Below are 19,769 nucleotides of genomic sequence, written 5' to 3'. Positions count from 1 at the left end.
TTCCCCTGGATGGTCGCCCTCTCGGGCGGTTCCGCGTTGTCCGCGCACCGCGACAGGCCTTGCGGCCCCGCGCCATCCCTTGGTCATCCCCGGTGTCGGTTGCCGTTTTCCCCCGGCAATGGCCCGACCATAGCCCATGCTGCGCCGCAAAACAACGCGCTAAACGCGTGAACGGCGACCCCAGTCACACCCCCTGTCACGCGCGTGCCCGGTCTTGGCCGGGCGCGCGCGCAAGGGTTCAGGCGCGGTCGCGGCCCAGCCAGCCATACAGCATGCCGCCGATCAGCCCACCCAGCAGCGGCGCCAGCCAGAACAGCCAGAGTTGTCCGACCGCCGTGGGGCCCGCGAACAGTGCGACGGCGGTGGAGCGCGCCGGGTTCACCGACGTATTCGTCACCGGGATGCTGATCAGGTGGATCAGGGTCAGTGCCAGACCGATCGCGATGGGCGCGAAGCCCGCCGGGGCCCGTCCGTGCGTCGAGCCCATAATGACGATCAGGAAGAAGGCGGTGAGCACCACTTCGGTGAGGAAGGCCGCCGCAACGGTGTACCCGCCCGGCGACATGGCGCCGTAGCCGTTGCTGGCGAACGCGCCCGCTGCGTTCGGATCAATCGCGAAGCCCGGTTGGCCTTGCGCGATCTGCAACAGGATGAAGCCGGCGGCCAGGCCGCCCACCACCTGCGCCACGATGTAGGGCAGCAGTTCCCGGGCCGGAAAGCGCCCGCCGGCCCATAGGCCTACGCTGACCGCGGGGTTGAAGTGTCCGCCGGAAATGTGGCCGAAGGCGTAGGCCCCGGTCAGCACCGTCAGGCCGAACGCCAGCGAGACTCCCAGCAGGCCGATGCCCAGCGGGTTGCCATCGCCACCGAAGTGGGCCGCGAGTACGGCGCTGCCGCAACCGCCCAGTACCAGCCAGAACGTCCCCAGGAATTCCGCCGCGAGTTTCTTTGCCAGACTCATGCCAGCCCCCAATGCGTGCGTGCCCCGTCACATGACGGTGGCCGCACGATAGCGGAACGGGAACGGCGCAAGTGTTTGCTTTGCGTTAGCCGCGCCCGCTTCAAACGCGAGTGTTGTAGAACTCACATTTCGCTTGTTCCGCCCGGCTCAGCGCTCGGGCAAGGGAATGAACTCGGTTTCGCCCGGAACGTGGCCGAAGCGGCCGTCCAGCCAGTCCTGCTTGGCCTGGTCGATCCGCTCCTGCGAGCTGGACACGAAGTTCCACCACATGTGGCGCGGCGCATCGAGCGGTTCGCCCCCCATCAGCAGACCCTTGATCGGCGTCTTGGCCCGCAGCACGGGGCGGCTGCCGCGGTCGAACACCACCAGATGCTTCTCCGGGATGTCGGCGCCGTCCACCTGGGCGTCGCCTTCCAGCACATAGAGCGCGCGCTCGACGTGGCCTGCATCGATCTCGAGTTCCGCATCCGGCTGCAAGTCCACGGCCACGTTGAAGGTGCCGCTGAAGACTTTCACCGGCGACTCCTCGCCGTAGGCGCGGCCGGCGATCACGCGCAGGCGCGCGCCGGCGCGGTCCACGACCGGCAACGTCGCGGCCGCATGGTGGTGGAACTCGGGTGCGACTTCTTCGTACGACTTCGGCAGTGCGACCCAGGTCTGCATGCCATGCACGTCGTGGCGACCGGTGCGCACGTCGATGGGCGTGCGTTCGGAATGCGCGATGCCGCGGCCCGCCGTCATCCAGTTGACGTCGCCGGGCGAGATCACCTGTTCCGAACCCAGCGTGTCCTTGTGGTTGATCGCGCCCGCCCAGAGGAAGGTGACCGTCGCCAGGCCGATGTGCGGATGCGGGCGCACGTCGATGCCGCGGCCGGGCTCGAACACGGCGGGCCCCATGTGGTCGACGAACACGAACGGGCCCACGCTGCGGGCCTGCAGGCTGGGGACGGCGCGGCGCACGTTGAAGCCGCCGCCCAAGTCGTGCACGCGTGGCGCGATGATCGTGGTCATGGCATGTCCTCGGTGGGAGGCGCGCAGCATCGCATGAGCTGGCGCCGACCCGGCTGACGATACGGAAACGGTCCGTTGCGCGTATCCCCCATCCGGGCAGGCGCGCGGTCAGGGCACGGTCGCGCCGTAGCGTTCGATCTCCAGCGTCGCGCGACCGGCCGCATCCACGCGGACGATGGACAGGCGGTCGTACTCGGTGTCGTCCATCGGCTGCGTGGTGCAGCCGCACAGCGCTGCGACCAGGTCGGGCACGGTGTTGCTGTGGCCGACGATGAGCACAGTCCCGCCGTGGTGCGCCTGCTTCCACTGTGCCGCACTCTCCGCCGCCGGACCGCGTGCGAAGTACGCAGTGACCGGAAGGCCATGTGCCTCGGCGGCCGGACGCGCGGTTTGCTGCGTGCGCCGGAACTCGGTGGCATAGGCCGCCACGAGCGGCGCGTCGCGCAGGCGCCGGGCCAGGGCGTCGGCGCGCGCGAGGCCTGCGGCGGACAGGTTCGGATCCTGCGGGTCGTCGGTCGCCTTCTCGGCATGCCGCACGACGATGAAGGTCAGCGGCGCCTGCGCGACTTCCTGCCGTGGCGAGGTGCTGCAGGCGACGGTCAGCGATGCCAGGGCCAGCAGGACCAGGGGGCGGATCAGGGTCAGGGAGCGCATGGCGAACCTCGGCGATGACAGGGTGCGAGCGTGCAACGGCGCTCCGGGGTGTGCAAGCGCGGCCCTCACGGGTCAGGCACTACGATAGGCGCAGACGCGTGAGGGAGGGGACAGGATGCGCAAGTGGCTGCGACGGCTCGGCCTGGGATTGCTGGTACTGGTGGTGGCATCGGCCGTGGCGCTGTACAGCTATGGCCGGTTCTCAGAAACCGCGCGCGGCGCGCCTTCGCAGGCGCTGGCCACGGCGGCGGATGCCACCGCGCTGGACCGCGCGGTCGCGCCGATGCTGCGCGAGCATCCGCGCCAGAGTGGCATGGCCTTGCTGTCCGACAACCTGGACGCCTTCACCGTCCGCGCCGCCACCGCGCGTGCGGCGGGCCGCAGCCTCGACCTGCAGTACTACATCTGGAACCACGACTTCACCGGAAACCTGTTGGGTTATGAAGCGCTGCGTGCCGCCGACCGAGGTGTCCGCGTGCGCCTGCTGCTGGACGACATGACCGCGCACGGCAAGGATTCGCACCTGGCCGCGTTGGACGCGCACCCCAACATCGAGGTGCGGCTGTTCAATCCCTCGCGAAGCCGCGTCGGCGTGCTCGGTCGCGCGAGTGAAATGCTGCTGCGACCGGTCGCAATGAATCGCCGCATGCACAACAAGGCGTGGATCGCCGATGGACGCGTCGCGGTGGTCGGCGGGCGCAACGTCGGCGACGAGTACTTCGATGCCGCCGCGCAGACCAACTTCCTCGACATGGACGCGGTGCTGGTGGGTCCGGCGGTACAGCAGACCTCGGCGATCTTCGATGATTTCTGGAACAGTGCGTCGGTCATCCCGCTCGTCGCGCTGTCGCAGGCGAAGGAGGGCGCGCTGGAGCAGCTGCGTACGCATGGCGACGCCGGCTACCGTTCGGCGCGCGCCGCCGACTACGTCGCGCGCCTGCGCAGCAGCCCGGGACTGCGGACACTGGTCGGCGGAAACGCGCTGTATTGGTTGGACGAGGTGGGGGTTTACTCGGATCCGGCCGCCAAGGGGCAGGGCGAAGGCCAGGCGCAGTGGTTGATCCATCGGCTGGGCAAGGCGATGGGCCTGGCGAAGCGTGAGCTGCGGGTGATCTCGCCGTACTTCGTGCCGGGCGACGAGGGCACGCGCTGGCTGGTCGGCAAACGCGCGGAGGGCGTCGACGTCAGCGTGCTGACCAACTCGCTGGCGGCCAACGACGTGATGGCGGTGCACGGCGGCTACGCGCCGTACCGCGTGCCGCTGCTGGAAGGGGGCGTGACGCTGTACGAACTGATGCCGCACGGGCGGCCGGACAGCAGCCTGTTCGGTTCCAGTGGCGCCAGCCTGCACACCAAGGCATTCGCAGTGGATGCCGAGCGCGGTTTCATCGGGTCGTTCAACCTCGACCCGCGCTCCGTCAACCTCAATACCGAAATGGGCATCCTGTTCCGCGACCGCGCCGCTACCGCCGCGCTGCTGCGCAGCTACGAAGCCAAGATCGCGCCGGACAAGAGCTATCGCGTGCGCCTGCAGGACGGCGCCCTGCGCTGGGACGATGCGTCGCAGAAGCCCCCACGCGTCTGGGAGCGCGATCCGGAAGCGAGCGCATGGCGTCGCGGCGTCGCCCGCGCGGTGGGTTGGCTGCCGGTGGAATCGCAGCTTTAGCGTCCGTCGCCATGGCTTCGCCGCGCCATGGCGTTGCGCTGCGACATCTGCGTCAGGAAGGCGACAGTGTGGCCAACAGGGCCTTGGCCGCATTGAAGCGATCCGGCGCATCGGGCAATGGCACCTTGATCCGCAGCTTGTCCGGGCCATCCATCGTGTAGAGCTTCGGCTGCTTCTGGATCAGCTGGATCACTGCCATCGGGTCGATGTTCGGCTTGCTCTCGAACACGATGCGTCCGCCGTGCTCACCGAGCTCCAGCTTGCGGATGCCCAGGTCGTTCGCGGCCAGTTTCAGTTCGGCCGTGGCGAACAGGTACTTCGCGGGATCGGGCAGCAGGCCGAAGCGGTCGATCATCTCCACCTGCAGGTCGCGCAGGTCGTCCTTCTCCGGCGCGCTGCTGATGCGCTTGTAGAGCGTCAGGCGCGTGTGCACGTCGGGCAGGTAGTCCTCGGGGATGAGTGCGGGCACGTTCAATTCGACTTCGGCGCCGCGGCGCTCCTGGCCCAGGTCGACGTCGGGCAGGTGGCCGGCCCGGATCGAACGCACGGCGCGCTCCAGCAGCTCGGTGTAGAGGCTGAAACCGACTTCGGCCATCTGGCCACTCTGGTCTTCGCCCAGCAGTTCACCGGCGCCGCGGATCTCGAGATCGTGCGTGGCAAGGGTGAAGCCCGCGCCCAGTTCGTCCATCGAGGCGATCGCTTCCAGCCGGCGCTGCGCATCGGCGGTGATGCTGCGCTTGTCCGGCACCACCAGGTAGGCGTAGCTGCGGTGGTGCGAACGGCCGACGCGACCGCGCAGCTGGTGCAGCTGCGCCAGGCCGAACTTGTCGGCACGGTTCATGATGATGGTGTTGGCGTTCGGGATGTCGATGCCGGATTCGATGATCGTCGTGCACAGCAACACGTTGAAGCGCTGTTTCTGGAAATCCAGCATCACCTGCTCCAGCTCGCGTTCCGGCATCTGCCCGTGGGCGATGCCGATACGGGCCTCGGGCACCAGCTCCTGCAGCTCGCGCTGCATGCGGCCGATGCTCTCCACGTCGTTGTGCAGGAAGTACACCTGGCCGCCGCGCGACAGCTCGCGCTGGAAGGCCTCCTTCAGCAGCGCGTCGTCCCAGGGCGTCACGAAGGTCTGCACCGCCATGCGGTTGGCCGGCGGCGTGGCGATGATGGACAGGTCGCGCAAGCCGGCCATCGCCATGTTGAGCGTGCGCGGGATCGGCGTGGCGGTCAGCGTCAGCAAATGGACGTTGGCGCGCAGCGCCTTCAACGCTTCTTTCTGACGCACGCCGAAACGTTGCTCCTCGTCCACGATCACCAGGCCGAGGTCCTTGAACTTCACGTCCGGCTGGAGCAGGCGGTGCGTCCCGACGATGACGTCCAGCTTGCCCTCGGCCAGCTTGTCGAGTTCCGCCTTGATTTCCTTGGCGGTCTTGAAGCGCGACAGCACCTCGACCTTCAACGGCCAGTCGGCGAAGCGGTCGCGGAAGTTGCGGTAATGCTGTTCGGCCAGCAGCGTGGTCGGTACGAGCACCGCGACTTGCTTGCCGGCACTGGCGGCGGCGAAAGCCGCGCGGACGGCGACCTCGGTCTTGCCGAAACCGACGTCGCCGCAGACCACGCGGTCCATCGGCTGGCTGGACTGCAGGTCACGCAATACCGCTTCGATGGCCGCGCGCTGGTCGGGCGTCTCCTCGAACGGGAAACCGGCCGCGAACGGTTCGTACATCGGCCGGTCCACGTGCAGCGCCAAGCCGGCGCGGGCTTGGCGGCGCGCCTGGATTTCCAGCAGTTCCGCCGCGACGTCGCGGACTTTCTCGGCCGCCTTCTTCTTCGCCTTGGCCCAGGCTTCGCCGCCCAGCGAATGCAGCGGCGCGGTCTCCGGCGAGGCGCCCGAGTAGCGGCTGATCAGGTGCAGCTGCGCGACCGGCACGTACAGACGATCGCCCTTGGCGTATTCGATTTCCAGGAACTCGCCCGGCATCCCGCCCACGTCCATCGCGATCAGGCCGCGATAGCGACCCACGCCATGGTCCTCGTGGACGATGGGCGCGCCTTCGGTCAGTTCGCCAAGGTCGCGGATGATGGCTTCGGGTTCGCGGCCGGTGCGCTTGCGGCGATGCGCCTGGGTGGCGCGCTCGGGGAACAGTTGCCGCTCGGTGAGCACCGCGATGCGCGGATCATCGAGGGCGAAGCCGTCCTCGAGCGGTGCCACGGTGATCGCGAAGCGGTCGCGCCCGGTGCGGAATGCGGTGAAGTCCGCCAGCACCTCGGGGACGAGCGCAGCGGCCTGCAGCACTTCCAGCAGCGCCTCGCGCCGGCCCGGCGAATCGGAGGCGATCAGGACGCGACCGGGGTAATGGCCGAGGAATGACGTCAGCGCTTCGCCGGCAGGCGCATCCTTCGCTGCCACGGGCAGCGGCGGCAACGGCTGGTCGCCCAACGGCAGGGCGTCGGCGTGGCGGCTGTGCTGCGGTCCGCACACGTCGATGCGCGATTGCTGGTTGAGCCGCTCGCGCAGGCCGTCGGGCGACAGGTAGAGCTCGTCGGGTGGGAGCAGCGGACGCTCGATGTCGTGGCGGCGTTGCTCGTAGCGATTGCGCGTCTGCGCCCAGAACGCTTCCGCCGCTTCGCCGAAGCCGCCGGTCAGCACCGGCAGCGTTTCGGTGTGCAGGTAATCGAAGAGCGTCGAGGTCGCATCGAAGAACAGCGGCAGGTAGTACTCCACGCCCGCCGGCGCCAGACCCGATTTCAAGTCCTGGTACAGCGCGCTGCGACGCGTGTCCACGTCGAAGCGGTCGCGCAGCAGCGTCATCGCGCGTTCCACCGAGCGCTCGTCCAGCGGCACTTCGCGGCCGGGCAGCAACTGCACCGATTCGACCCGATCGAGCGAGCGCTGGCTTTCCGGATCGAAGTGGCGGAGCGAGTCGACCGTGTCGTCCAGCAGTTCGATGCGCAGCGGCGCATCGGCGCCCATCGGGTAGACGTCGAGCAGGCCACCGCGCACGGCGAAGTCGCCCGGGTCCAGCACCTGCGGCACGTGCCGGTAGCTGGCGGCCTCGAGACGGCGCTTCTCGGCATCGAAGTCCAGCCGCTGGCCCACGCGGTAGTCGAAGCTGCCGCCGGCGATGTGGCGCAGCGGCGACAAGCGCTGCATCAGCGTCTGCACCGGCACTACGACGATGCCTTGCTTCAGCGTCGGCAGGCAATGCAGGGCTGACAGTCGCTGCGAGACGATGTCCGGATGCGGACTGAACTGGTCGTAGGGCAGGGTCTCCCAGTCCGGGAACGGCACCACCGGCAAGTCGCTGGCGCTGCCCAGCAGCGTGTGCAGGTCGGCTTCCACCTGGTGCGCTTCATGGTTGTCGCGCGCGACCACCAGCACGGGGCCCTCATGCGCACGTGCGGCGGCGGCGATCGACCAGGCCAGCGCAGTCGGCGAGGCGGGCGCGCGCCACCAGGCACGCGACTGGCCGCCACGCGGCAAGGGGGGAGCGGGAAGGGCGGTGTTCTTGGCGTCGGTCATGGGTACACAAAACAGCGGCAGCGCCGGACACCGTGTGTGCCCAGCGCAAAGGGGTGCGCAGTGTACCAACAGGCCGCGCGGTGGCCTTCACCGCCGCGCGGGATGCCTCATTCGGCGGTCAGCGGATCGATGATCGCCACCACGGGCGAAATGCGATTGGCGGGGAAGCCACCGCGCATCGCGTGTTCGCGCACGAGCGCCTCGCTGGGTGCGCGGTACACGCAGTAGACCTTGTCGTCGGTGACATAGCTGTGTTCCCACTGCACCTGCGGACCGAGTTCGGCCAGCACCCCGCAGGACTTCTGCGAAACGGCTTTCAGCTCGGCCGGCGTCATCAGGCCGGCCCCCTCGATGTCGCGTTCGATGAGGTAGCGGGGCATGGGGATCTCCTCGGTGGGATCAGGGGCGGGCTTCCAGTACCAGGTTGAACGGCGTTTGCGTCGCGCGCCGGAAACGTCCGAAGCCCCCTTCGCTCATGATCGCCTGCAGGCGTGCCTGGCCGGCCTGGGCGCCGAGCGCCGGCCCATGGCGCGCCAACGAGACCGGTACGCAGATCTGCGACGACGCGCCGTAGTACACGCGCCCCACCGGATTGAGATTGTCCTGCACCGCGTCGCCGGCAAAGGGCTCCACCAGCAGGCAATGGCCGTCGGGACGGAGCGCCTGGCGGGCGTGCCGGGCGGCACCCACCGGGTCGCCCATGTCGTGCAGGCAATCGAAGAACGCAACCAGGTCGAGATCCTTGTCTTCGTAGCCGACCGCATCGGACACGGCGAAGTGCGCATTGCTGACGCCGGCGGCCCGCGCGCGCTCGTTGGCCGTGCGGATGGAGTCCGCGTGGTAGTCGTAGCCGATGAACTGCGAGTGCGGGAAGGCCTTCGCCATCAGTAGCGTGCTTGCTCCATGCCCGCAGCCCACGTCGGCGACGCGGGCGCCCTGTGAGAGCTTGTCCACGGCGCCGTCGAGCGCGGGCAGCCATTCGGTCAGCAGATGCGCGTGGTAGCCCGCGGGAAGAAGCGCTCCGTGCCATGGAACAGGCAGGCGTGGTGCTCGCCCCATTCCATGCCCTGGCCGGTCCGGAAGTTGTCGGTCGTGCGTTCCAGTGCGTGGAAGGCAGCTTCGACGATGTAGTACGCGCCGGCCAGGTCGACCGGGCTATCCGGGCTGGCCAGGCACAACCGCTGCGCATCATCCAGGGCGTAGCGCCCGGTCGTGGCGTCGTAGGTGACGTAGCCGCCGGCGGCCTGGTTGGCCAGCCATTCGCGGATGTAGCGCTCGTGGGTGCGGGTTCGCTCGGCGAGTTCGGCGGGAGTGGCCGGGGAGTCGGCGAGCGCGCGATACAGGCCGAGGCGGTCGCCGACCAGCATCAGGGTGGCGCTGATCGCAGCGCCCAGGTCGCCCACGGCGTGGCCGAGGAAGGCGTTGAGTCGGTCTTCGGGGCTGTCCATGGGAGGCACCTTGCCGGACACGGCAAGGCCTGCCGCCAGCTCCCCGACGCGCAGGTTACGCCGGTGGCTTGGAGCGAAATGGCCGTTGATCGGAACAGCAGGCCGCGTCGCGGCCTCAGGGCTCTTCGTTGAGGTCCAGCACCACGCGCACCAGGCCCGCGTTGTCGGCCTCGCGCACGCGTTTGAAGCCCAGCGACTGGGCGAGCTGCAGCATCGGCTCGTTGCTGTCGAGCACGTCGCCGTAGAGCCGGTCGAGCTTCTTCGAGCGCGCCCACTTGGCCAGCTTGCGCATCAGGTGGCGGCCCAGGCCCTGGCCGGCGATGAAGTGGCTGACCAGGATCGCGAATTCGGCATCGCGCGTGCGCGCCACCAGCGAGGCGCGTGCCACCGCACCCACCAGCGCCTCGCCCGGCGGCAGCGGTTCGGCGGCGACGAGCGCGAACTCGGTGTTCGGGTCGGGGTGGGTCAGGCGCTGGGCCATGTCCGGGGTCAGTTCCTTCAGCGCGTACAGAAAGCGCTGGCGGATCTCTTCCGGCCCGAGCAGGCCGAAGGCGCCCTGGATGGGGCCGGCGTCCTCGGGGCGGATCGGGCGGATCAGCAGTTCGCGCCCGCTGGGCAGGCGGAAGTGTTCATGCCAGGGCGGCAGGCGTTTCGGCGCGGTCATGGGCGGATGCTCGCATGAAATCCGGAGGGGCGGCGAGGGCCGTCGGGCACGCGGTTCAGGCGGCGTGGCGTTTGCCGCGCAGGCGCTGGACGGCCGTGACCACGGCCAGGATGACCGCGCCGGCGACCACGCCCACGCCCGCATTGAACAGGTTTTCCCACAACACGCCCCAGCCGCCCTGCGTATACGGCGCGATGACGTGGTGGAGCGCCGGGATGCTGTGGACCAGGATGCCGCCGCCGACCAGGAACATGGCCGCGGTGCCGGCGATCGAGAGGAACTTCATCAGATACGGCGCGCTGTAGAGGATGCCGCGGCCGAAGGACCGCTTGAAGCGCGCCCAGCCGCTGTCGCGTGCGTCGGAGGTCAGCGCCAGGCCGGCGTCGTCCAGCTTCACGATGCCGCCCACCAGGCCGTACACGCCCACGGTCATGATCGCGGCGATGGCGACCAGCGTCAGCACCTGCTCCAGGAACGTGCGGCCGCCCAGCGTACCGAGCGAGATCACGATGATCTCGGCCGACAGGATGAAGTCGGTGCGGATGGCGCCGCGGATCTTGTCCTTCTCGAACGCGACCATGTCGACCTTCGCGTCCTGCACCGCGGCCAGGCGTTCGGCGTGCTGCTGCTCGTCCTCGCCCTTGTGCAGGAACTTGTGGGCCAGCTTCTCCACGCCCTCGAAACAGAGGAAAGCGCCACCGATCATCATCAGCGGCGTCACCAGCGGGATGTTGTAACCGCGCCCGTGCAGCCAGGTTTCCAGCGCGCTGATCGCCAGCGCCGCCGGCACCAGGATGGCCTTGTTGACGATCGAGCCCTTGGCCACCGCCCACACTACCGGCAACTCGCGGTCGGCCTTCACGCCGGTGACCTGCTGGGCGTTGAGCGCCAGATCGTCGCCGAGCACGCCCGCCGTCTTCTTCGCGGCCACCTTCGTCATCACGGACACGTCGTCCAGCAGGGTGGCGATGTCGTCGATCAGGGCGAACAGGCTGGATCCGGCCATGGAGAAGGTCTGTGTCGTCGTGGGAGGGGGCCGATTCTCGCACAGGCCCGTGGCGATGCCGTGCGCGTCAGCTCGCCGCGCGCAGCCACTCCAATCGATGGCTGGCCCCGGTCTCGCCCAGGCTCGCGGCCAGCACCGGCAGGACCGGCGCCAATGCTTCGGCCAACTGCCATGGGGGATTGATGACCAGCATGCCGCTGCCATTGAGGCGCAGCGGCGAGTCGTCGGGGCGCACCTGCAATTCGGCCACGAAGGCGCCCTTGGAGGGCAGCGCGGCCATCTTGCGGAAGAACGGCAGCAGGCTGCGTCGCTGCTTGATCGGATACCACACCGCGTACGTCGCCGCGGGCCATCGCTCCAGCGCATCGCGCAGGGCCGCGGTGATGGCAGGGTACTCGGCATCCTGCGCTTCGTAGGGTGGATCGATCAGTACCAGGCCGCGCGCGATCCGCTGGTTGCCGGCACGCGGAGGCAGCAGCGCCTTCATCGCCGCATAGCCATCGCGCGCATGCACGGCGACGCGGTCGTCATGGTCGAACACCGCCTTCAGCGCCGCGGCTTCCTCCGGCTGCAGTTCGCAGGCGGCCAAGCGGTCCTGCGCGCGCATCGCCTGGGCGACCAGCAGCGGCGAACCGGGGTAGGCGACCAGCGCGCCGACCGGGTTGTTGGCTTGCACCGCGCGCAGGTAGCGTTCGGCCAGCTCAGGCAGGCGCGGCACGCCGGCCAGCTTGAACACGCCCTCATCCGCTTCGGAGGTCTTGCGGCTTTCCGCCCCGCCCAGCAGATAGTGGCCACGGCCGGCATGCGTGTCCAGCACGAAGAACGGCGCGTCCTTGCGCTTCAGCGCATCCACCATCGCCAGCAGGACGAGGTGCTTGAGGACGTCGGCGTGGTTGCCGGCGTGGAAGGCATGGCGGTAATTCATGGCGCGCAGCATATATGCTTGCGCCATGCCGCGCGTATTGATTGCCGAAGACGAAACCGCCATCGCCGATGCCGTGCTGTATGCGCTGCGCAGCGAAGGCCTGGAGGCCGACCACTGCCTGCTCGGCCGCGAGGTCGCCCCGCGCGTGCGCGCCGGCGGCGTGGACGTGGTGGTGCTCGACGTGGGCCTGCCCGACGTCAGCGGCTTCGATGTCTGCCGCGAACTGCGCGGCTTCAGCGACGTGCCGGTGATCTTCCTCACCGCCCGCAATGACGAGATCGACCGTGTGCTCGGCCTGGAGCTGGGCGCCGACGACTACGTCACCAAGCCGTTCTCGCCGCGCGAGCTGGTCGCCCGCGTGCGGGCGCGCCTGCGCCGTGCAGGGGCCAGTGCGCCGCAGGCGGCGGGCGAGTGGGTCACGCGGGGGGTCTTTGCCATCGACCGCGAAGGCCACCGCATCCGCTTCCGCCAGCAGTTGCTCGACCTGACCCGCTATGAGTACGCCGTGCTGGATGCGCTGTTGCAGCGTCCCGGCGCCATCCTGACGCGCGCGCAGCTGATGGACCGCGGTTGGGACAGCGATGCCGACAGTGCCGACCGCACCGTCGATACGCACGTGAAGACGCTGCGCGCGAAACTGCGCGCGGCCGGCGCCGACCCCGACCCGATCCGCACCCACCGCGGCCTGGGTTACGCCGTCGAGGCCTGACCGGTGCGGCTCGGGCTCAAGCTCGTCCTCGGCTTTTTCCTTATCGTCGGCATCGCCGCGTTCTTCGTGATGCGCGTGTTCGTCAACGAGGTGAAGCCCGGCGTGCGTCAGGCGATGGAATCCACCCTGGTCGATGCCGCGAACCTGCTGGCCGAAGTGGCCGCCGACGATCTCAAGGCCGGACGCATCGCCGACGGTGCGTTCGCGCGCCACGTGGCGCTGGCGCAGAAGCGCGACCCGAAAGCCTGGGTGTGGCGCTTCCAGAAGCGCACCGTGGACTACCGGGTCACGGTCACCGACGCCCGCGGCACCGTGGTGTTCGATTCGCAGGGACGCGACCTCGGGCGCGACAATTCGCGCTGGAACGATGTCTATCGCACGCTGCGTGGCGAGTACGGTGCGCGTTCCAGCGCGGAGACCCCCGGGGATACCGCGCACACCGTGATGCATGTGGCCGCGCCGATCTACGACCCGGGTGATCGCAGCACGCTGCTGGGCGTGCTGACGCTGTCGCAGCCCAACCGCAGCATCGAACCCTTCATCGTCGCCAGTCAGCGCAGCATCCTGCTGCGCGGCGCTTGGCTCATCGGGATCTCCGCGCTGATCGGCGTGCTGATGACGTGGTGGCTGGTGCGCGGCATCGGCGGGCTCAACCGCTATGCGCAAGCGGTCAGCGCGGGCGAACCGGTGCCGCCACCGCGTCCGCGCGCCGACGAGATCGGTGACCTCGGGCGCGCGCTGGAGACGATGCGGCGCAAGCTGGCCGGCAAGGCCTACGTGGAGCAGTACGTGCAGTCGCTGACGCACGAGATGAAGAGCCCGCTGGCCGCCATCCGCGGCGCCGCCGAGCTGCTGCAGGAGCCCTTGCCGGAAGCGGACCGCGAGCGCTTCGCCCGCAACATTCAGGCGCAGGAGCAGCGGCTGACCGAAACCATCGACAAGCTGCTGGCACTCGCGGAAGTCGAGCAGCATGGCTGGCTGCAGCGCCGCGAACGCGTGGATGCCGCCACATTGGCGAACGAGGTCGTACAGGCGGTGGACGATCGCTTGACGCCACGCGGCGTGCAGGTCGTCAAAGCTCCGGTACAGGGAGCCTGGGCGGTGGAGGGCGACGGCTTCCTGTTGCGTCGTGCGTTGGGCAACCTGCTGGACAACGCCATCGCCTTCTCGCCGGCGGGTGCTGTCGTCGAACTCGCCGTCGAGTCCGACGCGGACCAGGTGCGTTTCATCGTGCGCGATCGCGGTCCCGGCGTGCCGGACTACGCGCACGAGCGTGTGTTCGAGCGTTTCTATTCGTTGCCACGCCCTGATAACGGCCAGCGCAGTTCCGGCCTGGGCCTTCCGTTCGTGCGCGAAGTGATGCGCCTGCACGGCGGCGAAGCCACGCTGCACAACCGGCCCGACGGCGGCGCCGAAGCGGTCCTCTCGCTGCCGGCGGTCTGACGCCGCACTTCACACAGCCTTCAAACAGGCTTCCGGCCCGTTGCACACGGGCACTGGACGATGCACCGCGTATCCAACCGGGGCATCGACATGAAGTCACTGAAATTGCTGTTGCGTTTCCTCACCATCGGCGGGCTGGTCCTGCTGCTGCTCATTCCCCTGATGATGATCCGGGGCACCATCCAGGAGCGCGAGGCGTACCGTCACCAGGCCGTCGAGCGCGTCATCGAAGGCACGGCCGGCAAGCAGCGCGTGACCGGGCCGATCCGGGTCGTGCCGTGGACGGAGGTCCGTCGTACCGAATGGCTGGACGACAAGGGCATCAAGCGCCTGCGGGAAGACAAGACCACTGGGCATCTGCTGCAGATGCCGAAGACGCTGGGCGTCACCGGCCGCCTCGCGCCTTCGGAGCGCGCCGTGGGCTTGTACAAGGTGCGGGTGTACGAATGGCACGCCGATCTTGAAGCCACCTTCGAGCCTGCACTGCCGGGACCTGCGGCGACCGGCGCGGAGCGCCAGTACGGCACGCCGTATCTCGTGTTCGGCATCTCCGACGTGCGCGGCGTCGCCGGTACGCCTGAGCTGAAGGTGGATGGCGCGGCGCTGCCGCTGAAGTCCGGTACGGGTTACCTGGGTGCGCGGCTGGATGGCATCCATGCCGAATTGCCGGCAGTCGCGGCGGGCCGGGTGGCAGGCCAGCAGGTCGCCATGAAGCTGCTGCTCAAGGGCACCGAATCGCTGTCGGTCGTGCCGCTGGGCGACAACAACGATATCCGCATCAAATCCAGCTGGCCGCATCCGAAGTTCGAAGGCTACTCGCCCAGCAGTGAAGTCAGCGGGTCCGGCTTCAACGCCACCTGGAAGATCTCCTCGCTGGCCAGCAATGCGCAGAAACAACTGCGTGGCGAGGATGGCCAGGATGCGCGTGCCGATCGCGTCGTCGATGGGCGCGTGCTGGCGGCCCCGCTCAGCAGCAGTGTCGATGCGCTGCACGTCAGCCTGGTCGATCCGATCGACGTCTACACGCAGGCCGACCGCGCCAGCAAGTACGGCATCCTGTTCGTCGTGCTGACCTTCGTCGGCTTCGCCCTGTTCGAACTGATCAAGCGGCTGCCGATCCATCCGCTGCAGTACCTGCTGGTCGGCCTGGCGCTGGCGATCTTCTTCCTGCTGCTGCTGAGCCTGTCCGAGCACATCGCCTTCTGGCAGGCCTACCTGGTGTCGGCGGCGGCGTGCATCGGCTTGCAGTTCGTCTATCTGTCGGGCGTGCTCCAGAGTTGGCTGCGCGCGGCGGGGTTCGCCACCATGCTCACGCTGCTGTACGGCGTGCTCTATGGGCTGCTGGTTTCCGAAGACAACGCATTGCTGATGGGTTCGCTGCTGCTGTTCGGCATCCTCGCCGTGATCATGTGGGTGACCCGCAAGGTGGACTGGTATGCGCTTGGCACGGAACTGCGCTGACCCATGGCGCAGGGCGCACGCCGCTCACGGGGGAAGGTCGCGCTTGCGGCCTTCCTCCTCGTGCTCGCCGCAGGCTGGACCATGAATCGCGTTCGCCTCTACCACCGCGCGCAGCAAGTCTTGCCGTCGGTGGTCGAAACCTCCGGCCTGCAACGCTTCGCGATGACGCCCGGCCAGCTGCAATGCGTGCTGTTAGGTCTGCTGCTGCGTTGCGAATCGCACGGTGCGGTGGTGCTGGAACTGTCCGACTCCGCGGCGGCGGCCATCCGGCGCGAGGGGCTGGCGTACTTCGAGGGCGCCACCACCTCGCGGGGCGTGTTGTCCTCGCGCGGGCCGGCGCACTACGAGGCCTGGCAGCCTTCTCCGCTGCCGGACACGTGGAGCAAATGGGACGACAGCTCGGGCCTGTGGCCCGGCGTCGCCCATGCGGACATCGGCAACGGCATGCGCGGCAGGCTGCGCGCCGCGTGGCAGGAGGGTGCGTACTACACCCGCGACACCCGCGGCGGCGCGTGGCTGGTAGTGCTGCCTACCGAACGCCTCATCGTCTACAGCTGGTGGGACTGAACGACCCCGTCATCATTTCGCCCCGGCCGGTGGCGTGCGTTAGAGTTCAAGGATGGATTCTGCGCACACCATCGGCCTCTTTCGCGGGGCGGCGATCACGCCCTGGCTGGACGATGTCGCGCGCCTGCGCGTGGCGGTGTTCCGCGATTGGCCCTATCTGTACGAAGGCGATTTCGATTTCGAACGCGACTACCTCGCTGCCTATGTCCGGTCGCCCGACAGCCTGTTCGTGCTGGCGATGGAGGCGGGGCAGGTGGTCGGTGCGTCCACCGGGCTCCCGCTGATGGATGACACGGAGGCCTTCCGCCAGCCGTTCCTGGACAGCGCCATCGATCCGGAAGACGTCTTCTACTTTGGCGAATCCGTCCTGTTGCCGGCGTATCGCGGGCGTGGGATCGGTCACGCCTTCTTCGATCATCGCGAAGCACATGCGCGTGCGCTGGGCCGCTTCGCGTGGACCGCGTTCTGCGCCGTCGATCGCGACGACGGCGATGCGCGCAAGCCGGCAGGGCATCGCGGCAATGATGTGTTCTGGACCAAGCGTGGATACGCGCGGCGCCCCGGCATGACGATGCGACTGCCGTGGCATGAGATCGGCCACGGCGAGATCGACCATGCGCTGACGTTCTGGCTGCGCCCGCTGGAGACGGCACGATGAAAGTCGCGGTAGCGAAGTATCCGATCCAGGCGCCTGGCGATTTCGCCGCGTTCGCCGAGCGCCAGGCGGCCGTGCTGGGCGAGGCCGCCGCGCAGGGCGCACGCGTCGCCGTGTTGCCTGAGTATCTGTCGCTGGAACTGGCCGCCACCTTCGAGGCCGATACGCAGGCCGACCTGCATGCCTCGCTGGCCGCGATCCAGCGCTACCGTGACGACTGGCTGGCGTTGTACGCGCGGCTGGCGACGTCACTGGACATGTATATCGTGGCCGGCACCTTCCTGCTGGCGCAGGGCGATGGCCGCTACCGCAATCGCTGCGATGTGTTCACGCCGCAGGGCGCCCACCTGTGGCAGGACAAGCTGCAGCTCACCGGGTTCGAGAAAGGCCTTGCCGTCATCGACGGCGGCGATGCGTTGAAGGTGTTCGACCTGGATGGCGTGCGCACCGGCGTGGCGGTCTGCTACGACAGCGAGTTCCCGCTGCCGGTGCGTGCGCAGGCCGAAGCCGGTGCGCGCCTGTTGCTCGTCCCCAGCTGCACCGATACCGAGGCCGGCGCGACCCGCGTGCGCGTGGGATGCCTGGCGCGGGCGCTGGAGAACCGCGTGTTCGTGGCGCAGTCGGTGACGGCGTGCGAGGCGGCGTGGAGTCCGGCGCTCGACATCAACACCGGCGAGGCCGCGATCTTCGCGCCGATGGATCGTGGATTGCCTGCCGATGGCGTCGTCGCGCAGACCTCGGGCGATGAGGTATGGACGCTCGCCGAGCTCGATTTCGACGCGCTCGAGCGCAGTCGCGGCGACGCGCAGGTGGCGAACGACCGCGACTGGGCGGGCCAACTGCAACCCGCGATCACGCGCGCCCGGATGGAAAAGCCCTGACGGCTTTGCATCACCCCAACAAACTGACCCCGGGCACCAGCCAGATCGACAGCCCCGCCAGGGCTGTACCGATCACGGTCGCGGCGAGCACGTCGCTGGGATAGTGCAGGCCGAGGACCACGCGCGAGGCTGCCACGCAGCCGGCGAAGGGGATCAGCAGCGGCGCCAGCGCCGGATAGTGGGCAAGCGCGACGAGCGTGAAGGCCACCGCGTGCAGAGTGTGCCCGGACGGGAAGCTGAATTCGTCCAGCGGCGCGATCCAGGCGCGGATGCGCACATCGGAGGCGAACGGGCGCGGCCGCCGCGTCCAGCGCTTGAGCAGCTTGTACAGCGTCAGCGCGATCACCCCGGTGGCGGCCAGGTGCGCGGAGGCGGTCAGGCCGTCGAGGCCGTCGGCCACGATCAGCGCGGCCATCAGCACGTACCAGAACACCCCATCGCCGAGTCGGCTGATGATGGCGAAGAAGCGGCGCACGCCACTCCATTCGCCCCAGCGGTTCGCACGCAGGCACCAGCCGGTATCCCGGCCCATGAAGGCATTACGCGGCAGCAGCGGACGCATGGTGGCTTCTCCGGGTGTGGGCGAGATCGGTCAGCAGGGCATCGAAGTCGGCCGCGACCTGCTCGGGGCGGAGCGCGCGCATCGCGACCGCGGCGGCTTCGCCCATCGTGCAACGCAGTGCGGGGTCGGCGGCCAGCCGCTGCGCCGCGGCCAGGAACGCCTCGTCGTCATCGACGGCGGCCCCGTGGGCGCCATCGACCAGATGCTCGCGCGCGGCGCCGTAGTTGAATGCAATCGTCGGCACGCCGCTCGCCATCGCTTCCAGGGTGACGTTGCCGAAGGTTTCGCTGTGGCTGGAAAACAGGAACAGGTCGCCACTGGCGAAGTGCCGTGCCAGCGTTTCACCGCGCTGCACGCCACAGAAGATGAAATCCGGGTGCTCCTGCGCCAGCCGCTCGCGCACCGGTCCGTCACCCACCCAGACGAACTTCGCCGTCGGGTGTTGCCGCTGGATCGCATCGAACGCGCGGATCGACAGATCGAGGTTTTTCTCCGCGGCGATGCGCCCCACGTAGATCACCGCCAGGTCATCCGGCTTCAGGCCCCATTGGGCGCGCAATGCGTCGTCCCGTCGCGCCGGACTGAAATGCTGCGCATCCACGGCCCGCGCCAGCCGCCTCACCTGGTGGAAACCCTGCGACTGCAGGAAGTCGGCCAGTTCGCGCGTCGGCACCAAGGTCGCCTGCGCGCCATTGTGGAAGCGGCGCATCCAGCGCAGCGCGGTATGTTCCAGGAAGCGCGCGCCGTAGTCGCGCATGTATTCGTCGAAGCGGGTGTGGAACCCGGTGGCCACCGGAATGCCCAGACGGCGCGCGGCGCGCACGGCGGACCAGCCCAGAGGGCCTTCCGTGGCCACGTAGATCGCATCCGGCGGGGAATCCTTCCACAGCGCCATCAGGCGCCGGGTGGCCGGCAGGCCGAACTTCAGGCCCGGGTAGCGGGGCAGGCTGGCGCCGCGCACCAGCAGCGTGTCGTCCGCCGGCGTCGTGTCGGTCGCCTGCCGCGGCCGCACCAGCGAGACGGCATGCCCACGCTGGCGCAGGCCGGTTTCCAGCCCTTGCACGGTGAGGGCCACGCCGTTGACTTCGGGCGGGTACGTTTCGGTGACGATGGCAAAGCGCATGCGCAGCTCCACGTTTTGCGCATGCTGGGGCCGGCAGGTGTCGCGGGTGTTTCGGTTCGGTGACCGTGGGATGACGGTGTGCGCGGCGGCACGTTCACCCGATGCGGTCAGGGCGCCTCCGTCGCTGATCTCGTCACTGTCTCGGTGCGCTCAGCGTGCCGAGCGCTTGCGCGGAGGCCCCGCATCCTTGCGCACGCGGGTCTCATAGGCCTTCACGACCAACGCCTTGACGACCGCGGGTGTGGCACGGGCCAGGTCCACGCGCAGTCCCAGCACCTTGCTGCCCCAGAACAGCTTCTCGACGAACGCGGGGTGCATCGCCAAGGCTTGTTCGCGATCCTCTTCGCCGACGAACACGTGCAGATGCGTCTCCTCCGGCGGAATCGTCACGAAGATCTTGCCGCGCACGCGGAACGACGAATAGGTGTGGTGCGGCTCCTCGGTCACCGCCTCGAGCGACAGCGCATGCGCGCGGATGTCCGCCAGCTTCACGGATCGATGCCTGGC

Annotated in this window: 20 protein-coding genes; 7 read left to right on the top strand and 13 right to left on the bottom strand. The window is 68.7% G+C overall.

Annotation, left to right across the window (positions count from 1 at the left end):
- Positions 1–238: 238 nt before the first annotated feature.
- From aqpZ to BM365_RS04200, 3 genes are all read right to left on the bottom strand, one after another.
- The gene (aqpZ, locus tag BM365_RS04210; RefSeq protein WP_093486854.1) at positions 239–961 is read right to left on the bottom strand and encodes an aquaporin Z; all 723 of its coding nucleotides are present in this window, start codon (positions 959–961) and stop codon (positions 239–241) included.
- Between the two features lie 147 nt (positions 962–1,108).
- Positions 1,109–1,972 (bottom strand): pirin family protein, encoded by an 864-nt coding sequence (locus tag BM365_RS04205; protein WP_093486852.1) that lies wholly within the window; start codon positions 1,970–1,972, stop codon positions 1,109–1,111.
- A gap of 108 nt (positions 1,973–2,080) precedes the next feature.
- On the bottom strand, positions 2,081–2,626 hold the full coding sequence (locus BM365_RS04200; protein ID WP_093486850.1) for a SixA phosphatase family protein: 546 nt from the start codon (positions 2,624–2,626) through the stop codon (positions 2,081–2,083).
- Between the two features lie 115 nt (positions 2,627–2,741).
- On the opposite strand from BM365_RS04200, the gene BM365_RS04195 reads away from it, so the two are divergent.
- Positions 2,742–4,292, top strand: a complete 1,551-nt coding sequence (locus BM365_RS04195) for a phospholipase D family protein (RefSeq protein WP_093486848.1) — start codon at positions 2,742–2,744, stop codon at positions 4,290–4,292.
- A 52-nt stretch (positions 4,293–4,344) separates the two neighbouring features.
- Here the strand turns inward: BM365_RS04195 and mfd are convergent, their stop codons facing one another.
- The 7 genes from mfd to rlmJ form a co-directional block, all read right to left on the bottom strand.
- Complete coding sequence (mfd, locus tag BM365_RS04190) at positions 4,345–7,818, bottom strand: transcription-repair coupling factor (RefSeq protein ID WP_093486846.1); 3,474 nt, start codon at positions 7,816–7,818, stop codon at positions 4,345–4,347.
- Positions 7,819–7,925: 107 nt separating this feature from the next.
- Positions 7,926–8,198 (bottom strand): DUF4242 domain-containing protein, encoded by a 273-nt coding sequence (locus tag BM365_RS04185; RefSeq protein ID WP_093486844.1) that lies wholly within the window; start codon positions 8,196–8,198, stop codon positions 7,926–7,928.
- Positions 8,199–8,217: 19 nt separating this feature from the next.
- Positions 8,218–8,772 carry a class I SAM-dependent methyltransferase gene (locus BM365_RS18060; protein ID WP_199186220.1) on the bottom strand — a complete coding sequence of 185 codons (555 nt, stop codon included), beginning with the start codon at positions 8,770–8,772 and terminating at the stop codon, positions 8,218–8,220.
- Between the two features lie 29 nt (positions 8,773–8,801).
- Complete coding sequence (locus BM365_RS18055) at positions 8,802–9,266, bottom strand: hypothetical protein (protein ID WP_199186221.1); 465 nt, start codon at positions 9,264–9,266, stop codon at positions 8,802–8,804.
- Between the two features lie 115 nt (positions 9,267–9,381).
- Positions 9,382–9,930, bottom strand: coding sequence for a GNAT family N-acetyltransferase (locus BM365_RS04175; RefSeq protein WP_093486842.1), 549 nt, complete (start codon positions 9,928–9,930; stop codon positions 9,382–9,384).
- Between the two features lie 55 nt (positions 9,931–9,985).
- A complete protein-coding gene (locus tag BM365_RS04170; RefSeq protein ID WP_093486840.1) occupies positions 9,986–10,936 on the bottom strand; it encodes a DUF808 domain-containing protein in 951 nt (316 codons plus the stop codon).
- Between the two features lie 67 nt (positions 10,937–11,003).
- Positions 11,004–11,861 carry a 23S rRNA (adenine(2030)-N(6))-methyltransferase RlmJ gene (gene rlmJ / locus BM365_RS04165; RefSeq protein ID WP_093489479.1) on the bottom strand — a complete coding sequence of 286 codons (858 nt, stop codon included), beginning with the start codon at positions 11,859–11,861 and terminating at the stop codon, positions 11,004–11,006.
- Here rlmJ and creB point away from each other — a divergent pair.
- The 6 genes from creB (at position 11,860) to BM365_RS04135 (ending at position 17,577) form a co-directional block, all read left to right on the top strand.
- Positions 11,860–12,570: a two-component system response regulator CreB gene (creB, locus tag BM365_RS04160; protein WP_175502036.1), complete on the top strand. Its 711-nt coding sequence runs from the start codon at positions 11,860–11,862 to the stop codon at positions 12,568–12,570. The genes rlmJ and creB overlap by 2 nt on opposite strands.
- A 3-nt stretch (positions 12,571–12,573) precedes the next feature.
- Positions 12,574–14,013, top strand: a complete 1,440-nt coding sequence (creC, locus tag BM365_RS04155) for a two-component system sensor histidine kinase CreC (RefSeq protein WP_093486836.1) — start codon at positions 12,574–12,576, stop codon at positions 14,011–14,013.
- 90 nt (positions 14,014–14,103) lie between these two features.
- Entirely contained in the window at positions 14,104–15,474 is a 1,371-nt protein-coding gene (creD, locus tag BM365_RS04150) for a cell envelope integrity protein CreD (protein WP_093489477.1), read from the top strand.
- Between the two features lie 81 nt (positions 15,475–15,555).
- Positions 15,556–16,041, top strand: coding sequence for a hypothetical protein (locus tag BM365_RS04145; protein WP_139227317.1), 486 nt, complete (start codon positions 15,556–15,558; stop codon positions 16,039–16,041).
- Between the two features lie 52 nt (positions 16,042–16,093).
- Positions 16,094–16,699, top strand: coding sequence for a GNAT family N-acetyltransferase (locus BM365_RS04140; RefSeq protein ID WP_093486832.1), 606 nt, complete (start codon positions 16,094–16,096; stop codon positions 16,697–16,699).
- Positions 16,696–17,577 carry a carbon-nitrogen hydrolase family protein gene (locus BM365_RS04135; RefSeq protein ID WP_093486830.1) on the top strand — a complete coding sequence of 294 codons (882 nt, stop codon included), beginning with the start codon at positions 16,696–16,698 and terminating at the stop codon, positions 17,575–17,577. The genes BM365_RS04140 and BM365_RS04135 overlap by 4 nt, the downstream gene beginning before the upstream one ends.
- A 10-nt stretch (positions 17,578–17,587) precedes the next feature.
- Here BM365_RS04135 and BM365_RS04130 read toward each other — a convergent pair whose 3' ends face one another.
- The 3 genes from BM365_RS04130 to BM365_RS04120 form a co-directional block, all read right to left on the bottom strand.
- Positions 17,588–18,109: a phosphatase PAP2 family protein gene (locus BM365_RS04130; protein WP_093489475.1), complete on the bottom strand. Its 522-nt coding sequence runs from the start codon at positions 18,107–18,109 to the stop codon at positions 17,588–17,590.
- Positions 18,110–18,116: 7 nt separating this feature from the next.
- Positions 18,117–19,262: a glycosyltransferase family 4 protein gene (locus BM365_RS04125; RefSeq protein WP_093489473.1), complete on the bottom strand. Its 1,146-nt coding sequence runs from the start codon at positions 19,260–19,262 to the stop codon at positions 18,117–18,119.
- A gap of 150 nt (positions 19,263–19,412) precedes the next feature.
- The gene (locus BM365_RS04120) at positions 19,413–19,754 is read right to left on the bottom strand and encodes an MmcQ/YjbR family DNA-binding protein (RefSeq protein ID WP_158253447.1); all 342 of its coding nucleotides are present in this window, start codon (positions 19,752–19,754) and stop codon (positions 19,413–19,415) included.
- Between the last annotated feature and the right edge of the window lie 15 nt (positions 19,755–19,769).

Source organism: Pseudoxanthomonas sp. YR558 (assembly GCF_900116385.1).
Classification (GTDB): Bacteria; Pseudomonadota; Gammaproteobacteria; order Xanthomonadales; family Xanthomonadaceae; genus Pseudoxanthomonas_A.
This window is presented reverse-complemented; position numbering and strand designations above follow the sequence as displayed.

What these genes read in the sequence shown, in the direction of transcription:
- aqpZ (WP_093486854.1), bottom strand. Translation starts at nt 961, where the DNA reads ATGAGTCTGGCAAAGAAACTCGCGGCGGAATTCCTGGGGACGTTCTGG.
- BM365_RS04205 (WP_093486852.1), bottom strand. Translation starts at nt 1,972, where the DNA reads ATGACCACGATCATCGCGCCACGCGTGCACGACTTGGGCGGCGGCTTC.
- BM365_RS04200 (WP_093486850.1), bottom strand. Translation starts at nt 2,626, where the DNA reads ATGCGCTCCCTGACCCTGATCCGCCCCCTGGTCCTGCTGGCCCTGGCA.
- BM365_RS04195 (WP_093486848.1), top strand. Translation starts at nt 2,742, where the DNA reads ATGCGCAAGTGGCTGCGACGGCTCGGCCTGGGATTGCTGGTACTGGTG.
- mfd (WP_093486846.1), bottom strand. Translation starts at nt 7,818, where the DNA reads ATGACCGACGCCAAGAACACCGCCCTTCCCGCTCCCCCCTTGCCGCGT.
- BM365_RS04185 (WP_093486844.1), bottom strand. Translation starts at nt 8,198, where the DNA reads ATGCCCCGCTACCTCATCGAACGCGACATCGAGGGGGCCGGCCTGATG.
- BM365_RS18055 (WP_199186221.1), bottom strand. Translation starts at nt 9,266, where the DNA reads ATGGACAGCCCCGAAGACCGACTCAACGCCTTCCTCGGCCACGCCGTG.
- BM365_RS04175 (WP_093486842.1), bottom strand. Translation starts at nt 9,930, where the DNA reads ATGACCGCGCCGAAACGCCTGCCGCCCTGGCATGAACACTTCCGCCTG.
- BM365_RS04170 (WP_093486840.1), bottom strand. Translation starts at nt 10,936, where the DNA reads ATGGCCGGATCCAGCCTGTTCGCCCTGATCGACGACATCGCCACCCTG.
- creB (WP_175502036.1), top strand. Translation starts at nt 11,860, where the DNA reads ATGGCGCGCAGCATATATGCTTGCGCCATGCCGCGCGTATTGATTGCC.
- rlmJ (WP_093489479.1), bottom strand. Translation starts at nt 11,861, where the DNA reads ATGAATTACCGCCATGCCTTCCACGCCGGCAACCACGCCGACGTCCTC.
- creD (WP_093489477.1), top strand. Translation starts at nt 14,104, where the DNA reads ATGAAGTCACTGAAATTGCTGTTGCGTTTCCTCACCATCGGCGGGCTG.
- BM365_RS04145 (WP_139227317.1), top strand. Translation starts at nt 15,556, where the DNA reads ATGAATCGCGTTCGCCTCTACCACCGCGCGCAGCAAGTCTTGCCGTCG.
- BM365_RS04140 (WP_093486832.1), top strand. Translation starts at nt 16,094, where the DNA reads ATGGATTCTGCGCACACCATCGGCCTCTTTCGCGGGGCGGCGATCACG.
- BM365_RS04135 (WP_093486830.1), top strand. Translation starts at nt 16,696, where the DNA reads ATGAAAGTCGCGGTAGCGAAGTATCCGATCCAGGCGCCTGGCGATTTC.
- BM365_RS04130 (WP_093489475.1), bottom strand. Translation starts at nt 18,109, where the DNA reads ATGGGCCGGGATACCGGCTGGTGCCTGCGTGCGAACCGCTGGGGCGAA.
- BM365_RS04125 (WP_093489473.1), bottom strand. Translation starts at nt 19,262, where the DNA reads ATGCGCTTTGCCATCGTCACCGAAACGTACCCGCCCGAAGTCAACGGC.